Annotated in this window: 14 protein-coding genes and 1 tRNA gene; 9 read left to right on the top strand and 6 right to left on the bottom strand. The window is 61.6% G+C overall.

Features of this window, described 5'->3' with window-relative positions:
• Positions 1–88: 88 nt before the first annotated feature.
• Positions 89–1459 carry an MFS transporter gene (locus ACZRN6_RS15055; RefSeq protein WP_464008320.1) on the top strand — a complete coding sequence of 457 codons (1371 nt, stop codon included), beginning with the start codon at positions 89–91 and terminating at the stop codon, positions 1457–1459.
• Positions 1460–1581: 122 nt separating this feature from the next.
• Here ACZRN6_RS15055 and ACZRN6_RS15050 read toward each other — a convergent pair whose 3' ends face one another.
• Positions 1582–2382, bottom strand: a complete 801-nt coding sequence (locus ACZRN6_RS15050; RefSeq protein ID WP_322143210.1) for an AraC family transcriptional regulator — start codon at positions 2380–2382, stop codon at positions 1582–1584.
• A gap of 136 nt (positions 2383–2518) precedes the next feature.
• On the opposite strand from ACZRN6_RS15050, the gene ACZRN6_RS15045 reads away from it, so the two are divergent.
• Together ACZRN6_RS15045 and ddlA are read left to right on the top strand one after the other, a co-directional pair.
• Entirely contained in the window at positions 2519–3157 is a 639-nt protein-coding gene (locus ACZRN6_RS15045; RefSeq protein WP_464008305.1) for a LysE family transporter, read from the top strand.
• Positions 3158–3200: 43 nt separating this feature from the next.
• Complete coding sequence (gene ddlA, locus ACZRN6_RS15040; protein ID WP_464008304.1) at positions 3201–4295, top strand: D-alanine--D-alanine ligase; 1095 nt, start codon at positions 3201–3203, stop codon at positions 4293–4295.
• A 97-nt stretch (positions 4296–4392) separates the two neighbouring features.
• Here ddlA and ACZRN6_RS15035 read toward each other — a convergent pair whose 3' ends face one another.
• The gene (locus ACZRN6_RS15035) at positions 4393–5121 is read right to left on the bottom strand and encodes a purine nucleoside phosphorylase YfiH/LACC1 family protein (RefSeq protein WP_464008303.1); all 729 of its coding nucleotides are present in this window, start codon (positions 5119–5121) and stop codon (positions 4393–4395) included.
• Positions 5122–5144: 23 nt separating this feature from the next.
• Positions 5145–6971, bottom strand: coding sequence for a gamma-glutamyltransferase (gene ggt, locus ACZRN6_RS15030; RefSeq protein WP_464008302.1), 1827 nt, complete (start codon positions 6969–6971; stop codon positions 5145–5147).
• Between the two features lie 192 nt (positions 6972–7163).
• On the opposite strand from ggt, the gene ACZRN6_RS15025 reads away from it, so the two are divergent.
• Complete coding sequence (locus ACZRN6_RS15025; RefSeq protein WP_464008319.1) at positions 7164–8054, top strand: bifunctional helix-turn-helix transcriptional regulator/GNAT family N-acetyltransferase; 891 nt, start codon at positions 7164–7166, stop codon at positions 8052–8054.
• A 67-nt stretch (positions 8055–8121) separates the two neighbouring features.
• Here ACZRN6_RS15025 and ACZRN6_RS15020 read toward each other — a convergent pair whose 3' ends face one another.
• Positions 8122–9051 carry a LysR substrate-binding domain-containing protein gene (locus tag ACZRN6_RS15020; protein WP_464008301.1) on the bottom strand — a complete coding sequence of 310 codons (930 nt, stop codon included), beginning with the start codon at positions 9049–9051 and terminating at the stop codon, positions 8122–8124.
• A 188-nt stretch (positions 9052–9239) separates the two neighbouring features.
• Between ACZRN6_RS15020 and ACZRN6_RS15015 the strand changes: the two genes are divergently transcribed.
• The 4 genes from ACZRN6_RS15015 to ACZRN6_RS15000 all read left to right on the top strand — a co-directional run bounded on the left by ACZRN6_RS15015 (position 9240) and on the right by ACZRN6_RS15000 (position 14482).
• Positions 9240–10823, top strand: a complete 1584-nt coding sequence (locus ACZRN6_RS15015; RefSeq protein WP_464008300.1) for a zinc-binding metallopeptidase family protein — start codon at positions 9240–9242, stop codon at positions 10821–10823.
• Between the two features lie 54 nt (positions 10824–10877).
• Positions 10878–11678, top strand: a complete 801-nt coding sequence (locus tag ACZRN6_RS15010) for a transporter substrate-binding domain-containing protein (protein ID WP_464008299.1) — start codon at positions 10878–10880, stop codon at positions 11676–11678.
• A 50-nt stretch (positions 11679–11728) separates the two neighbouring features.
• A complete protein-coding gene (locus tag ACZRN6_RS15005; RefSeq protein ID WP_464008298.1) occupies positions 11729–13270 on the top strand; it encodes an amino acid ABC transporter permease/ATP-binding protein in 1542 nt (513 codons plus the stop codon).
• Between the two features lie 171 nt (positions 13271–13441).
• A complete protein-coding gene (locus ACZRN6_RS15000) occupies positions 13442–14482 on the top strand; it encodes an EamA family transporter (protein ID WP_322143219.1) in 1041 nt (346 codons plus the stop codon).
• Between the two features lie 81 nt (positions 14483–14563).
• Here ACZRN6_RS15000 and ACZRN6_RS14995 read toward each other — a convergent pair.
• Positions 14564–14640: transfer RNA gene (locus tag ACZRN6_RS14995), tRNA-Met, on the bottom strand.
• Between the two features lie 253 nt (positions 14641–14893).
• Positions 14894–15214, bottom strand: coding sequence for a DUF6124 family protein (locus ACZRN6_RS14990; protein WP_322143220.1), 321 nt, complete (start codon positions 15212–15214; stop codon positions 14894–14896).
• A gap of 426 nt (positions 15215–15640) precedes the next feature.
• Between ACZRN6_RS14990 and ACZRN6_RS14985 the strand changes: the two genes are divergently transcribed.
• A complete protein-coding gene (locus ACZRN6_RS14985; protein WP_322143221.1) occupies positions 15641–16858 on the top strand; it encodes an MFS transporter in 1218 nt (405 codons plus the stop codon).
• The last annotated feature ends 70 nt before the right edge of the window (positions 16859–16928 follow it).

Genomic DNA, 16928 nt, shown 5'->3' with positions numbered 1-16928 from the left:
ATTTATCATCTGTTGAGCATGAAAGACACTGGCGCCTCTTATTTTCTGGCAGGACGCTGTGATGCCTTTATCTCGACCCTCAGGCTGGATGCTGTTGCTGCTGGCCACCGCGCAACTGATCATCGCCCTAGACGCGACCATTGTGTTTGTCGCGCTGCCGCAAATCGGCAGCCACCTGGGTTTTTCCGCCCAGCAGTTGCAGTGGGTGGTCAGCGCCTACAGCGTGGCGTTCGGTGGTTTCCTGCTGCTGGGTGGCCGGGCGGCAGACCTGCTGGGCAAGCGACGTTTGTACATCCTCGGCCAAGCGCTGTACGCGTTGGCTTCCCTGGCGGCGGTGCTGGGCGGCAGTGCCCTGCTGCTGGTGCTGGCCCGGGCAGTGCAGGGTGTGGGCGGGGCGCTGTTATTCCCGGCCACGCTGGCGCTGATCAACACCCACTATGCCGAGGGGCCAGCGCGTAACCGGGCGTTTGCGGTGTGGAGTGCGGCCTCGGCAGCCGGCCTGGCATTGGGCGCGTTGCTCGGCGGTGTGTTGACCCAGGCGTGGGGCTGGGAAGCGGTGTTTCTGGTGAACGTGCCATTGGCCGGTGCCTGTGCCCTGGCGGCGCGCTACTGGATTCCCGCCGATGGCGAGCGGGCCCGTGGGCGCAATTTTGATATCAGCGGTGCGTTGACCGTCACGGTGGGCGGCACGTTGCTGGTGTTCGCCCTGGTGCAAGGGCCGGAATGGGGCTGGGCGGCGCCGTCGACCGTGGGCTGCATGGCCTTGGCGCTGGCGCTGCTGGGCGTGTTTGCCTGGATCGAACACCGCGGCCGTGACCCGTTGATGCCGCTTCGGCTGCTTGGCTATCGCGAGTTGCGCATGGCCATGGTGTTGACGGCAGTGTTCATGAGCAGCTTTGGCGTGCAGTACTACTTCCTGGCGATGTACTACCAGCAGGTCTATGGCTACAGCGTGTTGCAGGCAGGGTTGGCGTTTTTACCGGCGACCCTGGTGTGCACCGCCGGCATCTGGCTGGCGGAGCGTTCGTTGGCGCGGCTGGGGTTACGCACCACCCTGGTCAGCGGCCAGTTGGCGGGCGCGGTGGGTATCGCGCTGGTGTGCCTGGCGTTGCCGACGGGGGCGGGGTTTTGGTCGCTGCTGCCGGGGATTTTTATCCTGAGTATCGGCCAGGGCATGACCTGGACGGCGATGTGGGTGGCTGCCGGGTTGGGTATCCGCCCGGGCGAGCAGGGTGTGGCGGCAGGCATGGCGTCTACCAGCCAGCAGATTGGCGGCGCGTTGGGGCTGGCGTTGCTGGTGTCGTTGGCGAACGCCGGTGGGTCGACGGGCGCAGCGCAGGCGGGCGGGATTGAACTGGCGTTGTGGTGGAGCGCGGCGATTGCCCTGGCAGGTGCGGTGCTGGCGTTGGCCCTTAAAGAACGAGCTCCAGCGTCGAATACGATTTCGGCAGCGACATAGTTCAACTGTAGGAGCTGGCTTGCCAGCGATAGCGGAGTGTCAGCCAACAATTTATTAACTGATCCACCGCCATCGCAGGCAAGCCAGCTCCCACAGGTTGATCGCATTTCAAGGCGGGATTTTCAGCGCCCGAGCATCTTCACCCAACGCGAAGGTGGCATGCCGAAGGTGCTGCGAAACTGGCGGGTCATGTGGCTCTGGTCGGTGAAGCCGGCAGTCAGCGCCGCATCCACCAGTGACTGGCCCTGGCCCAACAGGCTGCGCACCAGGTCCAGGCGGCGCATGGTCAGGTAGCGATAAGGGCTGGTGCCAAACAACAAGCGAAAATCCCGTGACAACGCCCAGCGGTCGCGGTTGGCGTATTCCGCCATTTCATCCAGGGTGATCGGCCGGCCCAGGGCGCTGTGGATAAACTCCCGTGCGCGTTCGGCGGCGCGGTAGTCGAAGGTCTTGCGATTTACCGTGATGCCCGACGCGTTGTTCAGCGCCTGGGCCAGGTCGAACATTGCGTCTTGTTCCTGCAACGGATCGATCGGGCAATCCAGGCTTTGCAACAACACTTCACTGGCGCGGTACAAGCTTGGGTCGCGGGACAGCCCGCCAGGAATAAACGGCAACGGCTTGCCGCCAAGCACCTGCTGGATCAGCGCCGGCTCCACGTAAATCATCCGGTATTTGAAACCTTCCTCGCTGCCGGCCCAACCGTCATGCACTTCGTCGGGATGGATCACCATGGTCCGCCCCGGCAGGCTGTGGGTCATGCCGCCGCGATAGTGAAAACTCTGCACGCCGAATAGGGTGCGGCCGATGGCATAGGTGTCGTGGCGATGGGGGTCGAAGCCAAACCCGGCGAAATATGCCTCGATACGCTCCAGGCCACTGGCGTGGGGCGCGCGGTGCAGCCAGTCGATATTGGTCGCCATGATGAGTTGTCGCGCAAAGGGGTGGAAGTACGTTAACCCAGTCTGAATCCGCTGTCTGCCGGGGTCTTGTACGATTGTGCGCAGCGTGTGCCGGGCCTATGATCCTGATTCGATCATTGTCCTGGCAGAGCCTGATATGGAATTGTTCAACCCGGCCTACGCCGCGCCGTTGCTGTCGCTGGCCTTGTTGTGGACCGTCGCGGTCGTCACGCCAGGACCAAACTTCTTCAACACCGCGCAACTGGCGGCCAGTTGCTCGCGCCGCCATGGCGTTGTGGCGTCCTCGGGCGTGGCCACCGGTACGGTGATCTGGGGCCTGGCGGGAGGGCTGGGGATCAAGTCGTTGTTCACGGCGGCGCCGATGTTGTACCTGGCGTTCAAGATTATCGGCGGCTGCTACCTGATTTACCTGGGGTTGAAACTGTTCCGGCGCTCGGCACCGTCCATGGCTCAGAACCTGTTGCCCGACGAACCGCGTCGCTCATTGTTCTCTGCCTGGCGCCTGGGGTTGCTGGGCAACCTGTCCAACCCCAAGGCGGCGCTGTTCGTCGCGACGATCTTTGCGTCCACCATGCCGCAGTCACCGTCGCCGATGCTGCTGACCCTGGCCGTGACCACCATGGCAACCCTGTCATTCAGTTGGTATTCCTGCGTGGCGCTGGTGTTTTCCAGCGAACGGATGGCCGCCGTCTACAGTCGCTCGCGCAAGTGGCTGGACCGGTTTGCCGGTGGCTGTTATGTGCTGTTCGGGGCCACGCTGGTAGCGAATCGCTGACGGCTCATGGTAAGAAGCCTTACTTTCAAATGTGAGGCCGGTCATGAGCAAGCTGCGGGTAGGGATTATTTTTGGTGGCCGTTCGGCCGAGCACGAAGTGTCGCTGCAATCGGCGCGCAACATTGTCGATGCACTGGACCTTTCGCGCTTCGAGCCGATCCTGATCGGTATCGACAAGGCCGGCCACTGGCACCTCAACGACACCTCGGGTTTTTTGCTCAACGAAGAAAACCCGGCACTGATCGCCCTCAACCAATCCAACCGTGAACTGGCCGTAGTGCCGGGCAAGGCCAGCCAGCAACTGGTAGAAACCGCCGGCCAGGCCACGCTGGAACACGTCGACGTGATCTTCCCGATCGTGCACGGCACCCTCGGCGAAGACGGCTGCCTGCAAGGCTTGCTACGCATGGCCGATTTGCCGTTTGTCGGCTCTGACGTGCTGGGTTCGGCGGTGTGCATGGACAAGGACATCAGCAAGCGCCTGCTGCGTGATGCCGGGATTGCGGTAACGCCGTTCATTACCCTCACACGTCGCAATGCGGCGCGTACCACCTTCGAACACGCCCAACAGAAACTCGGATTGCCGATGTTCGTGAAGCCGGCGAACCAGGGTTCATCCGTGGGCGTGAGCAAGGTAGGCAGCGAGGCTGAATACCACGCGGCCGTTGAGCTGGCCCTCGGGTTTGATGAAAAGGTGCTGGTGGAGTCGGCGGTAAAAGGCCGGGAAATCGAATGCGCCGTGTTGGGTAACGAGAACCCCATCGCCAGTGGCTGCGGCGAGATCGTGGTGCGCGACGGGTTTTATTCCTACGACAGCAAATACATCGATGACCAGGCGGCCCAAGTGGTGGTGCCGGCGGACATCAGTGCTGAAGACAGCGAGCGCATTCGTGCGTTAGCCATTGAAGCGTTTGAAACCCTGGGCTGCGCCGGGTTGGCGCGGGTGGATGTGTTTCTGACAGACGAGGGTGAGGTGCTGATCAACGAGATCAACTCGTTGCCGGGTTTTACGCGGATCAGCATGTACCCCAAGTTGTGGCAGGCGGCAGGCATGAGCTACAGCGAGCTGGTGAGCCGGTTGATCGAGCTGGCGCTGGAGCGGCATGCGGGGCGCAAGGGGTTGAAGATCAGCCGCTAAAGATCAAATGTGGGAGCTGGCTTGCCTGCGATAGCGGTGGATCAGTGAATAAAATATTGACTGACACTCCGTCATCGCAGGCAAGCCAGCTCCCACACTAGATTTGCGCAGTCCTGGAAATCCACGAATACAACAACGTCTTGCGCTCCGCAGTGTCATGGGTCCTTCGGCGATAACTCGCAAACGCCGGCGAGGTGCAATACGTACACACCTCGCTCACCTCAACCTGCTCACGCTTTATCCCCGCCGCCTCCAGCAAGATCAGCGCATACCGGCTCAAGTCAAACCATGCACTTAACGCCTGCCTCGGCAAGGGCGGCTGAATCTGCGGTGTCAACAAAGGCCCCGGCTGTTCAAACGTCCAAGGCGCATTTGCGTCCCGCCACAAATGCCCCTGGCTCGCCTGCAACTGCGCGACAAACTCGCCACTCACCTCATAACAACACGGCTTGATCGACGGCCCAATCGCAATCCGCAATTGATTCAACGCCACACCCTCGCGGGTAAACCGTTGCATGGCATTGGCGATGATCCCGCCTTGCAGCCCCTTCCAGCCGCCATGAATCGCCGCGACGAGATCCCCGTTTTCCGAGGCCATCAGCAACGGCAGGCAATCGGCGGTGATCACCGCAATCGGCTGCACATCCCGGCTGGAAACCCCGTCAGCCTCCACCGTGTTGGGCGTAAGCTGCGCGTTCCATTCAATGGTCGTGGCGCTGTGCACCTGCTTGCAGATGAACACCTCGTCCGGCCGCAAGGGATCGTCAATCGAACAGAACCCATGGTCGACGCCAACCAGGGCGCCGAGGTTATTTGCCTTGTGCACGCGCAGCTCTCCAGTGAGTCAATTCAATCCCCCAATGCTTCGCCTTCACGCCGTGGGTCAGCCCCGCCGATCAACGACGCCTTGCCCTGCGCATCACGCACCCGCACGATCGCCTGGGCGCCGCTGGTCATGTCGATTTCGCTCAGGGCGTGGCCCTTGTCCTTCAGCGCCTGTTTCAACTGCGCACTGAACAACCCGGCTTCCAGCTCGGTAGGCCCATTGCGGCTGCCGAAGTTGGGCAGGCCCACGGCGGCTTGCGGGTCGAGGTTCCAGTCGAGCATGGCCACCAGGGATTTGCTCACATATTCGATGATCTGCGAACCGCCCGGCGAACCCACCGTGGCCACCAGCTCGCCGCTCTGGCGATCAAACACCAGAGTCGGTGCCATCGATGACCGCGGGCGTTTGCCCGGCTCGATCCGGTTGGCTACGGGCTGGCCATTTTCTTCGGGGATGAAGGAGAAATCCGTCATCTGGTTATTCAGCAAGAAACCCTGAACCATCACATGCGAACCGAACGCGGATTCCACCGTGGTCGTCATCGACACCGCGCCACCCACGTCATCCACCGCCACTACTTGGGATGTGGAAATGCGCAGCGGCGAGCGATCCGGCGCGTAGGCCACTTCTATCCCGGCAGGCTTGCCCGGCTTGGCGACGCCCATGCTGCGCTCACCCACCAACGCCGCACGGGCGGCCAGGTAATCGGGAGCGACCAGCCCGGCCACCGGCACCGGTACGTAGTCAGAATCCGCCACGTACTGGGCGCGGTCGGCATAGGCCAGGCGCTCGGCCTCGGCGATCACGTGCACGGCCTCGGGGACTGGCTCAAGGCCTGCCGGGGAGTCGTTCTTCACCGGCTTCAACAGCGCCAGCGTCATACGCGGGTCGCGAGCCTCCAGGGCCTGCAACGTACCGAGGATCTGCGCGATGGCAATCCCGCCCGATGACGGCGGTGGCATGCCACAGACTTTCCAGCGCTTGTAGTCGGTGCACAACGGCGCCCGCTCAACCGCGCTGTAGCCCTTGAGGTCGGTCAACGTCAGGCTGCCGGCGTTGCTGTTGCCTTGCACCTTGCGGGTGATTTCTTCGGCAATCGGGCCGTAGTACAGCGCGTCCGGGCCTTCTTTGGCGATGCGCTTGAACACGTTGGCCAGCGCCGGGTTTTTCAGCAGCGTGCCGGTAGCCTTGGGGCTGCCGTCGGCGTTCAGAAAGTACGCGGTCATTTCCGGCGAGCGGCTCATATGGCGGTCGGCGGCGATCAGGCTGTGCAGGCGCGCGGAGATCGGAAAGCCCTGTTCGGCCAGGCGAATGGCCGGCTCGAACAGCGTCGCCCATTGCAGGTGGCCGGTCTTTTTATGGGCCATTTCCAGGGCACGCAACACCCCCGGTGTGGCCACCGAACGCCCGCCAATCTGTGCCTGCGGGAACGACATCGGCGTGCCATCGGCGTTGAGGAACAACCGCTCGGTGGCGCCCGCCGGTGCGGTTTCGCGACCGTCGTAGGCGTGCACCTGTTTGCCGTCCCACAACATGATGAATGCGCCACCGCCGATCCCGGAAGACTGCGGCTCTACCAGGGTCAGTACGGCCTGCATGGCAATCGCCGCATCGATGGCCGAGCCGCCCTTGCGCAATATTTCGCGCCCGGCTTCGGCGGCCAGCGGGTTGGCAGCGGCGGCCATATGGCGCTCGGCGTGGCGGGGGCTCATGTCGGTGCGATAACCCGAGCCGAGTTCCGGGGCGGGTGGCAGTTCGGGCGCGGTGGCGCTGTGGCAGGCGGCGAGGGTGAGGGCGGCGGTAATCAGCGAGAGGGTGGTAAGGCGTTGACGGTGGAAAATCGAAAGCACGCGATGACTCCGTTCATTTGAGAATGATCTGTTGTCCGTGTAGGGAATGTACCTCAGTGCTTTGGGAGAGGGGAGATTGATCTGTATTTGGTTGTGCAGTACAACTATATCTCTCCTCATTCGGGCAAGAGGTTTCTCGTGAACCGTTCCATGCCAGACCTTATCGACCAGATCCGTTGTGCCTCGCGCCTTATGGTGCGAGAGCTGGGCTTCATGCAGCCGAAATTGGCCTCCAGCAGTTATCCGCCGTCATCGGTGCACACGATTGTCGAAATTGGCGAGCGCGGCTCACTGACGGCGGCTGAACTGGTCACCTTGCTGGGGCTTGAAAAGTCGTCGGTAAGCCGCATGGTGCGCAAGCTGATCGAGGCAGGCGAGCTGGAAGAGTTTGCCAACGAGAACGATGCCCGCTCGAAAAAGCTGCGGCTCACTGCTCAAGGTCAGCACACGCTTGGCGACATCGAAACGTTTGCCCGGCGCCAGGTGGGGGCGGCGATTGGTGACTTGTCCAGCGAACAGCAACAGGCCGTCAGCCATGGGCTGGATCAATACGCCGGGGCCCTGCAAACCCAGCGCACTGGCGCCCGGCAACCCCGGCACTACCGCATTGCCCGTGGCTACCGGCCTGGCGTCATCGGGCGCATCGCGCAGATGCACGCCGAGTACTACGCCAAACACGCCAATTTTGGCCAGCCGTTTGAAAGCCTGGTGGCGGCAGACATGGCTGAGTTGATGGGGCGCCTGGCCAACCCGCGCAACGAGGTGTGGGTGGTGCTGGAGGGGGCACAGATCGTCGGTTCGATCGCCATTGATGGCGAGGGCGAAAACGGCGAGGCGATCTTGCGCTGTTTCATCCTGGACCCGTCGGCTCACGGCCAGGGCTTGGGTAAACGGTTGTTGAAAGAGGCGCTGGGTTTCTGTGATGAGCACCGGTTTGCGGCGGCGCGGCTGTGGACGTTCAAGGGCCTGGATGTGGCGCGCAAGCTCTATGAAGACGCAGGTTTTGTGCTGGAGTCGGAACAGGAAGGGCAGCAGTGGGGCAAGTCGGTGGTGGAGCAGTGTTTTGTGCGCCAAGGGGTTTGATGCACAGCGCCCCACGGCCTGAAAATCACTCGTCGAGATTGCCCCTGGCACACGAGGGAACAGGGAGCTAACCCCCCGCATCCGGCTCCGGTGCAAAAATCCCGCTCATGTTCGGCGTGGTCGCATACACCTGTCGCGTCAGCCACTCACTGAACGCCTTCACCACCGGCCGTTCGGCCTTCAGCGGGTCGGCCACCAGGTAATAGCCGCGATTGGAATGAATCGACAGCTCAAACGGCCGCACCAGCAACCCTCGTGTCAGCGCATCACCGGCCAGCAGGTTGTCGCCGATCGACACGCCCTGGCCGGCAATGCACGCGGAAATCGCACAGTGGGCATCGGTGAACAGCACGCCGGCAGTGACATCGATGCCGGTGGCGCCCACCGCCCCGAGCCAGGTGCGCCAGTCCGAATTGTCATTCATGTGCAGCAGCGGGTAGGCCGCAAGGTCCTGGGGCGTTTTGAGGCCCGGGCTGCCATTGATCAAGCGCGGGCTGCACACCGGGAAGTAGTGCAGGCCCACCACCTGGCGTGTCACCTGGTTGGGCCAGTCACCCACGCCATAAGCGATGAACACGTCGGCGCCGGTGTCGCTGGTGTCTTCGACGGAACGCGGCGAGATGATCTTCAGGCGCACCTTGGGGAATTGCTTGAGGAACGAGCCGATGTGCAGGCACAGCCAATACGTGGCGAACCCCGGGTTGCAACTGACACACAACGGCCCGGTGAACTGGTCGTCATCGGAACGTCGCCCGGCCTCCTGGGTGCTGGCCAGAATCTTGTGCACCTCCCGGGCATAACGCTCACCTTCGTAGGTGAGCTTGATGCCTCGCCCGGTACGCTCGGTCAGCGCGTAACCGAGGCCTTCCTCCAGAGTGTTAATGCGGTGGCTGATAGCGCTGCGGGTCAGGTTCAGCTCCACGGCCGCCGCGGTGACGCTGCCCAGCCGCGACACGGCATCAAAGGCGCGCAACGCCGTCATCGAGGGGAATCGCATGGCTTATGCTCCGGTTTTTTTCTGGAGTCTAAAGGCATCGGCGGTGCGGGTAACAGGCAAAACTATTTACCCAATAACCGCCGGTTTTTTTCGATTGTTGTTTATTTCCCTTCACCAATACTAAGGCGAAACGAGACACCGGCGTGACCGTCCCGACCACTAAAAATAAAAAAGCCGAGGTAGCCGCAATGCTGCAACACAAACAATTTGTGCTGGACTGGATCGACACCAACCGTCAGCAACTGTCCGACTGGCACCAGACCATCTGGCACTTCGCCGAGCCGGCCTTTCGGGAGTACAAGTCGTGCGCCTGGTACGTCGAGCTGCTGCGCAAGGAAGGCTTCACCGTGGAAGAGGGCAGCGGCGGCATGCCTACCGCGTTCTGCGCCACCTTCACCCAAGGCGACGGCCCAGTGCTCGCCACCTACGCCGAATACGACGCGGTGCCCGGCAATTGCCAGGCCGCGGCCACCAAAAAAATGCCTCGCGACGGCTTGTCCAAATTCGCCCCGGGCCACACCGACCCGCATTCGGCACTCGGCATCAGCGCCCTCGGCGGTGCACTGGCAGCCAAGGCGGCGATGCTCGAATTCGGTATTCAGGGCACCATCAAGTTCTTCGGCGAACCAGCGGAAAAACTCCGCGCCTCGAAACCGGTACACGCCGCCAAGGGTTACTACGATGACCTCGACGCCGCCATCAGTTTCCACCCCACCTACATGCTGCCGCTGAACAACACCACCACCTGGGACACCCACTGCGGCATCGCCTATTCCTACATCTACACCTTTACCTGCGAAGAGCCGCAGAACTGGATCGCCGCCGACAAGTACAGCCCGATCCCGCAAAATCACCTCGCCGCCCGGGCGCCCGGTGCCAATGATGCGTTGGTGCACTTCTACACCTTGAACGAAAGCCTGCGCCGCTCGACGCTGCCGTTCACCGGGTTGTGGAGTTTCAACGAAGCCATCCTCACCGCCGGCCAGGCCACTGCCGATAACTTGCCGCCACACATTGCGCAGGTGCAATACCTGCTGCGCTGCGACTCCATCGAGCAGGCCGAAACCATTTCCCAGGTGATGGACAACAACGCCGCAGCGGTCTCACTGGCCACCGGCTGCCAGTGGAAAAAGACCTGGGTGTGCAAGTCCCGTGGTGGCCTGGCCAACCACGTCATGGCCCAGGCCACCTACGACAACCTGGCCGCCATCGGCGCCCCGACCTGGGACACTGAAGCCATCGCCATCGCCCAGCAAATCCAGGCCAACCTCAACCTCGACCCGATGGAAAAACCCTTTTTGCCAGCCACCGAAGCGCTGATGGAGCCCCGCGAGTGTGAGCGCCAACTGCGCCTGCAAATGCCGGCCTGGCAAAAATACCTGACCTCCGATGACTACCCCGAATACACCTGGCATTGCCCGACCGTACGCCTGTACGTAGCGCGCCCGATGCTCTCGGCGCCGCCCGGCTACACCTACCCGGACTGGGTCTCCAATGCCTTGGGTGGCATTCGCCAAACCATCGACCCAATGATCAGCGTCGCCGCCAAAACCATTGCCACCTCCTTGATCGACCTGTTCACCCAACCCGACCTGCTGCACGCCGCCCAGCGCGAATTCAACGAACGCACCGGCGGCGGCATCGGCGGCACACAGTGGCAGGCGCCGCTGTTGCCGCAAGACTTCCAGGTGCCGCACCGCTTCCGCTGGCCGGAATACATCAGCACCGTACGCGGCGAAGAGTGGTGGATTCCGGCCAGGGACGACGAGTAATCCACCGCAGCACCGAGCGTTTCATCCAACAACAATAAGATCGAGGCCTTACCTATGTTCGCCAAAACCTCCGGTATCACCCGCGCCGCCCTGTTCACTGCGTCCCTGCTGTGCATCGGCCAGAGCCAGGCCGACGTCACCGCCACGCCCGGTGTGCTGAAAATCGGCATGGAAATCACCTACCCGCCGTTCGAGTCCTACGATGGCGACAAAGTCGTCGGCTCCGACCCGGAGCTGATCACCGCCATGGCCGCGCACCTGGGCCTGAAAACCCAGCTGCTGGACACCAAGTTTCCCAACCTGATCATGGGCCTCAATGCCGGGCACTACGACGCGGTGATTTCCGGGATCTATATCACCCCCGAGCGCCAACTCCAGGCCCAAACCATCCCGTATGCCCAGGCGGGTGCGTCGATTTTGGCGCCCAAAGGCAGTGAGCTGAATGCCAAGACGCCGCAAGACCTCTGCGGCCACAAAATCGGCCTGCTGCAAGGCAGCGCCTGGGTTGCGAAATTCCTGCAGCTCTCCAGCGATTACTGCCTGCCCAACAACAAGGGCGCGATCACGGTCAACCAATACCCCAACTCCCCGGAAGTCACCCAGGCCCTGATGTCGCGCAACATCGAAGCCCAAGTGGAAATCGGCGGCGCCGCCGAGATGATCGTAAAACGCACCGGCGGGCGGGTGATGATCACCTCCGACACGTTGATCTACCCGCAGACCCTCGGTATCTACGTGAAAAAAGGCAATGACGCGACCTTCAAAGCCCTGACCGAAGCCCTGGCCCAGAGCAAAGCCAGTGGCGAGTACGCGGCGATCCTCAAGAAATACAACCTCGACGCGATCCCGGACTGACTTTCCTTTAGGGCGATGCCGCCCCATGCGGGCGGCGATGGGAGTTTCTTATGCAATTTGACTGGTCGTATTTCGTCTCGCTGTTTTCCATGCGGGCCTTCTGGGACGCCTGCCTGGTGGTGATCGAACTCAGCGCCTTGAGCTGGTTCATCGGCATGGTGCTGGGGTTTTTCCTGGCCTCGGCCAAACTCTCGAAAAACCGCCTGCTCAGTGCGCCGGCGGCGGTGTATATCTGGTTCTTTCGCAGCGTGCCGCTGCTGGTGCTGGTGGTGTTCGTCTACAACGCACCGCAGATGTTCCCGGCCAGCGGCTCGTTGCTGCAAAACCCGTTCTACTCCGGGCTGATCGCGCTGGTGGTGACCGAGTCGGCCTACATGGCCGAGATCCATCGCGGTGGGCTGATCTCGGTGCTCAAGGGCCAGAAAGAAGCCGGCCGCGCCCTGGGCATCGGCACTGTGGGCATCGAGCGGCTGATCGTGATTCCCCAGGCCTTTCGCATTGCGCTGCCGACCCTGATCAACGAATACATCACGGTGGTCAAACTGACCTCGCTGATCTCGGTGATCTCCCTCACGGAAATCCTCACCGTTGGCCAGCGGCTGTATGCGCAAAACTTCCTGGTGATGGAAACCCTGCTGGCCGTCGCGGTTTACTACGTGCTGATCGTCACGGTGTTCGGCCAACTGTTGCAGTGGCTGGAAAACTACCTGGACCTGAGCAAGCGCAAGCCGCAAAGCCTCAACGAAACCGCCACCGCCGCACTGCGCAAAACCCTCGACGCGCAAGTGCCGGTGGTGCGTAATGCGCAGCCAGCGGCGACCCCGGCATTGCAGTTGAACAACATTCACAAATGCTACGGCGAGCATCAGGTGCTCAAGGGTATCGACCTGCAGGTGAAGTCCGGCGAAGTGATCTCCATCATCGGGCCTTCAGGCTCGGGCAAGACCTCGGTGATCCGCACCATTAATGGCCTTGAGGCCATCGACCAAGGCAAGATCCTGCTCTTCGGCGAAGGCTTTATCGAGCCGCATGACAAGCCCAACAACGCGCAAATCCGCCGGGGCGTGCGGCGCATCGGCATGGTGTTCCAGAACTTCAACCTGTTCCCTCACCGCAACATCCTCGACAACATCACCCTGGCCCAGCGTTACCACGGCAGCCAAAAGCGCCTGAGTGAACAGCGCGCGTACCAGTTGCTGGACAAGGTCGGCCTGCTGGCCCACGCCGGCAAATACCCGCACCAGATCTCCGGTGGCCAGCAACAACGCGTGGCTATCGCCCGGGCGCTGGCGATGGAGCCGGACATCATGTTGTTCGACGAGCCCACCTCGGCGCTGGACCCGGAGCTGGTGGGCGAGGTGCTCGGTGTGATCCGCAATCTGGCGAACGAGGGGATGACCATGGTTATCGTCACCCATGAAATGGACTTCGCCATGTCGATTTCGGACCGGGTGATTTTCATGGAGGACGGCAAGGTGCAACTGGATGCGGCGCCGCAGGTGATACGGCAAGACGCCGCGGGGGAGCGGGTGCGCAGGTTCATGGGGATTGGGGCCGAGGTGCGGCATGAGCCGGCGGCGATGAATGGCTGATTGGTTTTAGTGATCTGCCGGGTTGACCGCCTGCCGTGATTTCAGAAGGCGGTCGCCAGCCGGGCTATCCTGGTGCTTCAGCCCCACAGACAGGCAGCGTTCACATTATTCCTGCCCGGGCACAGCTATGATGCTCGTCCTTATGCAATAAGCCTGACAGGGCGACCCATTATGAATGTGAGCGTTCTCTACGCGTTGGCGGCGGCGGCATTGTTCGGCGCCAGTACTCCGCTCGCCAAGCTCCTGGGGGTGGGTACGCCGCCCATCCTGTTGGCAGGGCTGCTCTATCTGGGCAGCGGCCTGGGCCTGGCCATCGTTCGGTTTGCGCGCGACCACGGCTGGAAACGGCCCGGGCTTGCAGCAGGGGAGTGGCCCTGGCTGATCGGCGCCATCGTCTTTGGGGGCATGCTTGGGCCTGTGGCGCTCATGTACGGGCTCACCCGCACAGCGGGCGCCACCGCATCGCTGATGCTCAATCTGGAATCAGTGCTCACGGCCGTGCTGGCGTGGGTCGTGTTTAAAGAGAACGCAGATCGCCGGATTGTTATCGGCATGATCGCTATTGTTCTGGGCGGGATCGTTTTGTCATGGCCGCAAGGTACAGCGACGGCTCATGATTGGACGGGACCGCTGGGCGTGGCTTTCGCCTGCTTGTGTTGGGCCATCGACAATAACCTGACCCGTAAGGTCTCTGCCTCAGATGCGCTTTTTATCGCCGGCAGCAAAGGCTTGGCGGCGGGGGTGGTCAATTGCTGTTTGGCGTTGGCCATCGGCTCGCAACTGCCAGGCTTGGCCACGCTGGGGTCGATCATGGTGGTTGGGTTGCTTGGGTATGGCGTGAGTCTGGTGCTGTTTGTGCTCGCTCTGCGCGGGCTTGGCAGCGCGCGCACCGGCGCCTACTTTTCCACCGCTCCCTTCCTTGGCGCGGTCATCTCGATCCTGCTGCTCGGTGAATCGGTCTCGCTGATGTTCTTGCTCGCTGCCGCCTTGATGGCCATCGGGGTGTGGTTTCATTTGATGGAAAACCATGCTCACGAGCATCAGCACGAACCCCTCACACACGGTCATCGCCATACACACGATGAGCACCATCAACATGTGCATGGCGTTGAGTGGGATGGTACCGAGCCACATAGTCATGTGCATCAGCACGCACCGGTTCAGCATAGTCATGCGCATTTTCCCGATGTACACCATCGGCATAAACACTGACTTCGCCAGGGCAACAGGGCCGGGGACTTTTCTGCAGGCATAAAAAAACGGCCTACCTTTCGGTAAGCCGTTTTTAGTACTTGGTGGCTACACAGGGACTTGAACCCCGGACCCCAGCATTATGAATGCTATGCTCTAACCAACTGAGCTATGTAGCCAAGTGGCGCGCATTATTCGCGGAGAACGGGAATGCGTCAAGCGCTTTTTTTGAAAATTTATCTACGCTATCAACTGTTTAACGGGAAACACCGGGTTTGGTGACGAGCGGTTGGGGTTTGCGCAGGTCCCGGCCTCACAAAAATCTTCTGTAGGAGCTGGCTTGCCGGCGATACAGGCACCGCGGTGTATCCCTGATACCGAGGTGATGCTATCGCCGCCAAGCCGGCTCCTACATTTGTTCGGGGTTAAGCGTCAGGTTTTGCGCGGGTGCAGGCACTCTATCGAGCGGTCCACCATGGCCTTGGCGATTTCCAGCAGGTGCCACACGGCGAGGACTTTCGCACGCTCGGGGCTTTGCAGGTGTTCGCCGCAATCAAGCGCGGTGGCCGAGGCGCTGTGCAGCAGGTCGGCGGTGTAGAGCAGGGAGTCTTCGAAGCTGATGTCGTCGCTGATGGCGTAGAAGCTGGTCGACGGTTGCGGCGGGTCGGTCGGCAGGTAGTGGTCGAGCGCTCGGGTGAAGGCGGCGCGGTCTTTGGCCTGGTCACGGGGTGGATCGGGGACGATCTTGAACATGGTGTAGCTCCTATTGATCTGAAGAAGCTGCCACCTTCGCTGCTAAACGTAGGGTGGCGGCTGTACGCGGGTTAGCAGACCAGTCAATAGGAAAACCGGCGCACCCGAAGGTGCCCCACGCACAGCCACCATAAAACGGAGCCGTAAAACGTGTGCCTATTGAGTTCAGGCTGCTAAACCCGATCACTGAAAACCAGCGACGGACCGAAGACTAGCCACCGACTCCCCCAGGCACAAGGCCGAAAGATTCTCTAGGAAACGTCCCGCAAATTAAAGAGATTCATCTTGCTGGCCCTTTACAAACCATGACCGCTGCATCGATTCATCTACTCGTTAGCCTGCTAACGGGATAGCCTTCCTGCACCCAAAAGTGGCACATTGTCGCACCTGCACCTGTGCATCCATCTGCTGTACGGAAAACCTCCCATGGCTCTGAGCAATTCCCAGCCCTCCGTGGCTACGACGCCTGCCGCCGGGCAAACCAGCCCGTTGGTGATGCGTGTGATCGGCGCGGTGGCGCTGGCGCATTTGATCAATGACTTGATCCAGTCGGTTCTGCCCTCGATCTACCCGATGCTCAAGGCCAATTACGGCCTCACGTTCACTCAGGTCGGCCTGATCACCCTCACGTTCCAGCTCACCGCGTCCCTGCTGCAACCGTGGGTGGGTTATTACACCGACCGCCATCCCAAGCCGTACCTGTTGCCCTGCGGAATGGTCTGCACCCTGGTGGGCATCTTGATGATGTCCCAGGTGGGCAGCTTCCCGTTGATCCTGTTGGCAGCGGGGCTGATTGGTGTCGGCTCGTCAACCTTCCACCCGGAAGCGTCCCGCGTGGCGCGCCTGGCGTCGGGCGGGCGGTATGGCCTGGCGCAGTCGACCTTCCAGGTGGGCGGCAATGCCGGCTCGGCCTTCGGCCCGTTGCTGGCGGCGGCCATCATTATTCCGTTCGGCCAGGGCAATGTGGCCTGGTTCGGTCTGTTCGCGGTGTTTGCATTGTTTGTGCTGTACGCGATCAGCCGCTGGTACGCGCACCACTTGAACCTGTTCAAGCTCAAGCAGGGCCAGGCGGCCACTCATGGCCTGTCCAGGCGCCGGGTGCTGAGTGCGCTGGTGGTGCTGGGGCTGCTGGTGTTTTCCAAGTACTTCTACATGGCCAGTTTCACCAGTTACTTCACCTTCTACCTGATCGAGAAGTTCGACCTGTCGGTGGCCAGTTCCCAGCTGCACCTGTTCCTGTTCCTGGGCGCAGTGGCGGCGGGTACGTTCTTTGGCGGGCCGATTGGCGACAAGATCGGCCGTAAGGCAGTGATCTGGTTTTCGATCCTCGGCGTGGCGCCGTTCACCTTGCTGCTGCCCCATGTGGACCTCTTCTGGACCAGCATCCTGAGCGTGGTGATCGGCTTTATCCTGGCCTCGGCGTTCTCGGCGATTGTGGTGTATGCGCAAGAACTGGTGCCGGGCAATGTGGGGATGATCGCCGGGGTGTTCTTCGGTTTGATGTTCGGGTTTGGCGGGATTGGCGCAGCGCTGCTGGGCCACCTGGCAGACATCCACGGCATCGAGTACGTGTACACGCTGTGCTCGTTCCTGCCGCTGTTCGGGGTGTTGGCGATTCTGTTGCCGCGCAACAAAAAGGCCTGATGTCAGGTCAATCGAGTCGGGCAGATATCCTTGCTGCCCAACGCTTGCGTCAAACGGGTAAATCAGTTGC

It is taken from the genome of Pseudomonas sp. A125, from assembly GCF_055409485.1.
This window is presented reverse-complemented; position numbering and strand designations above follow the sequence as displayed.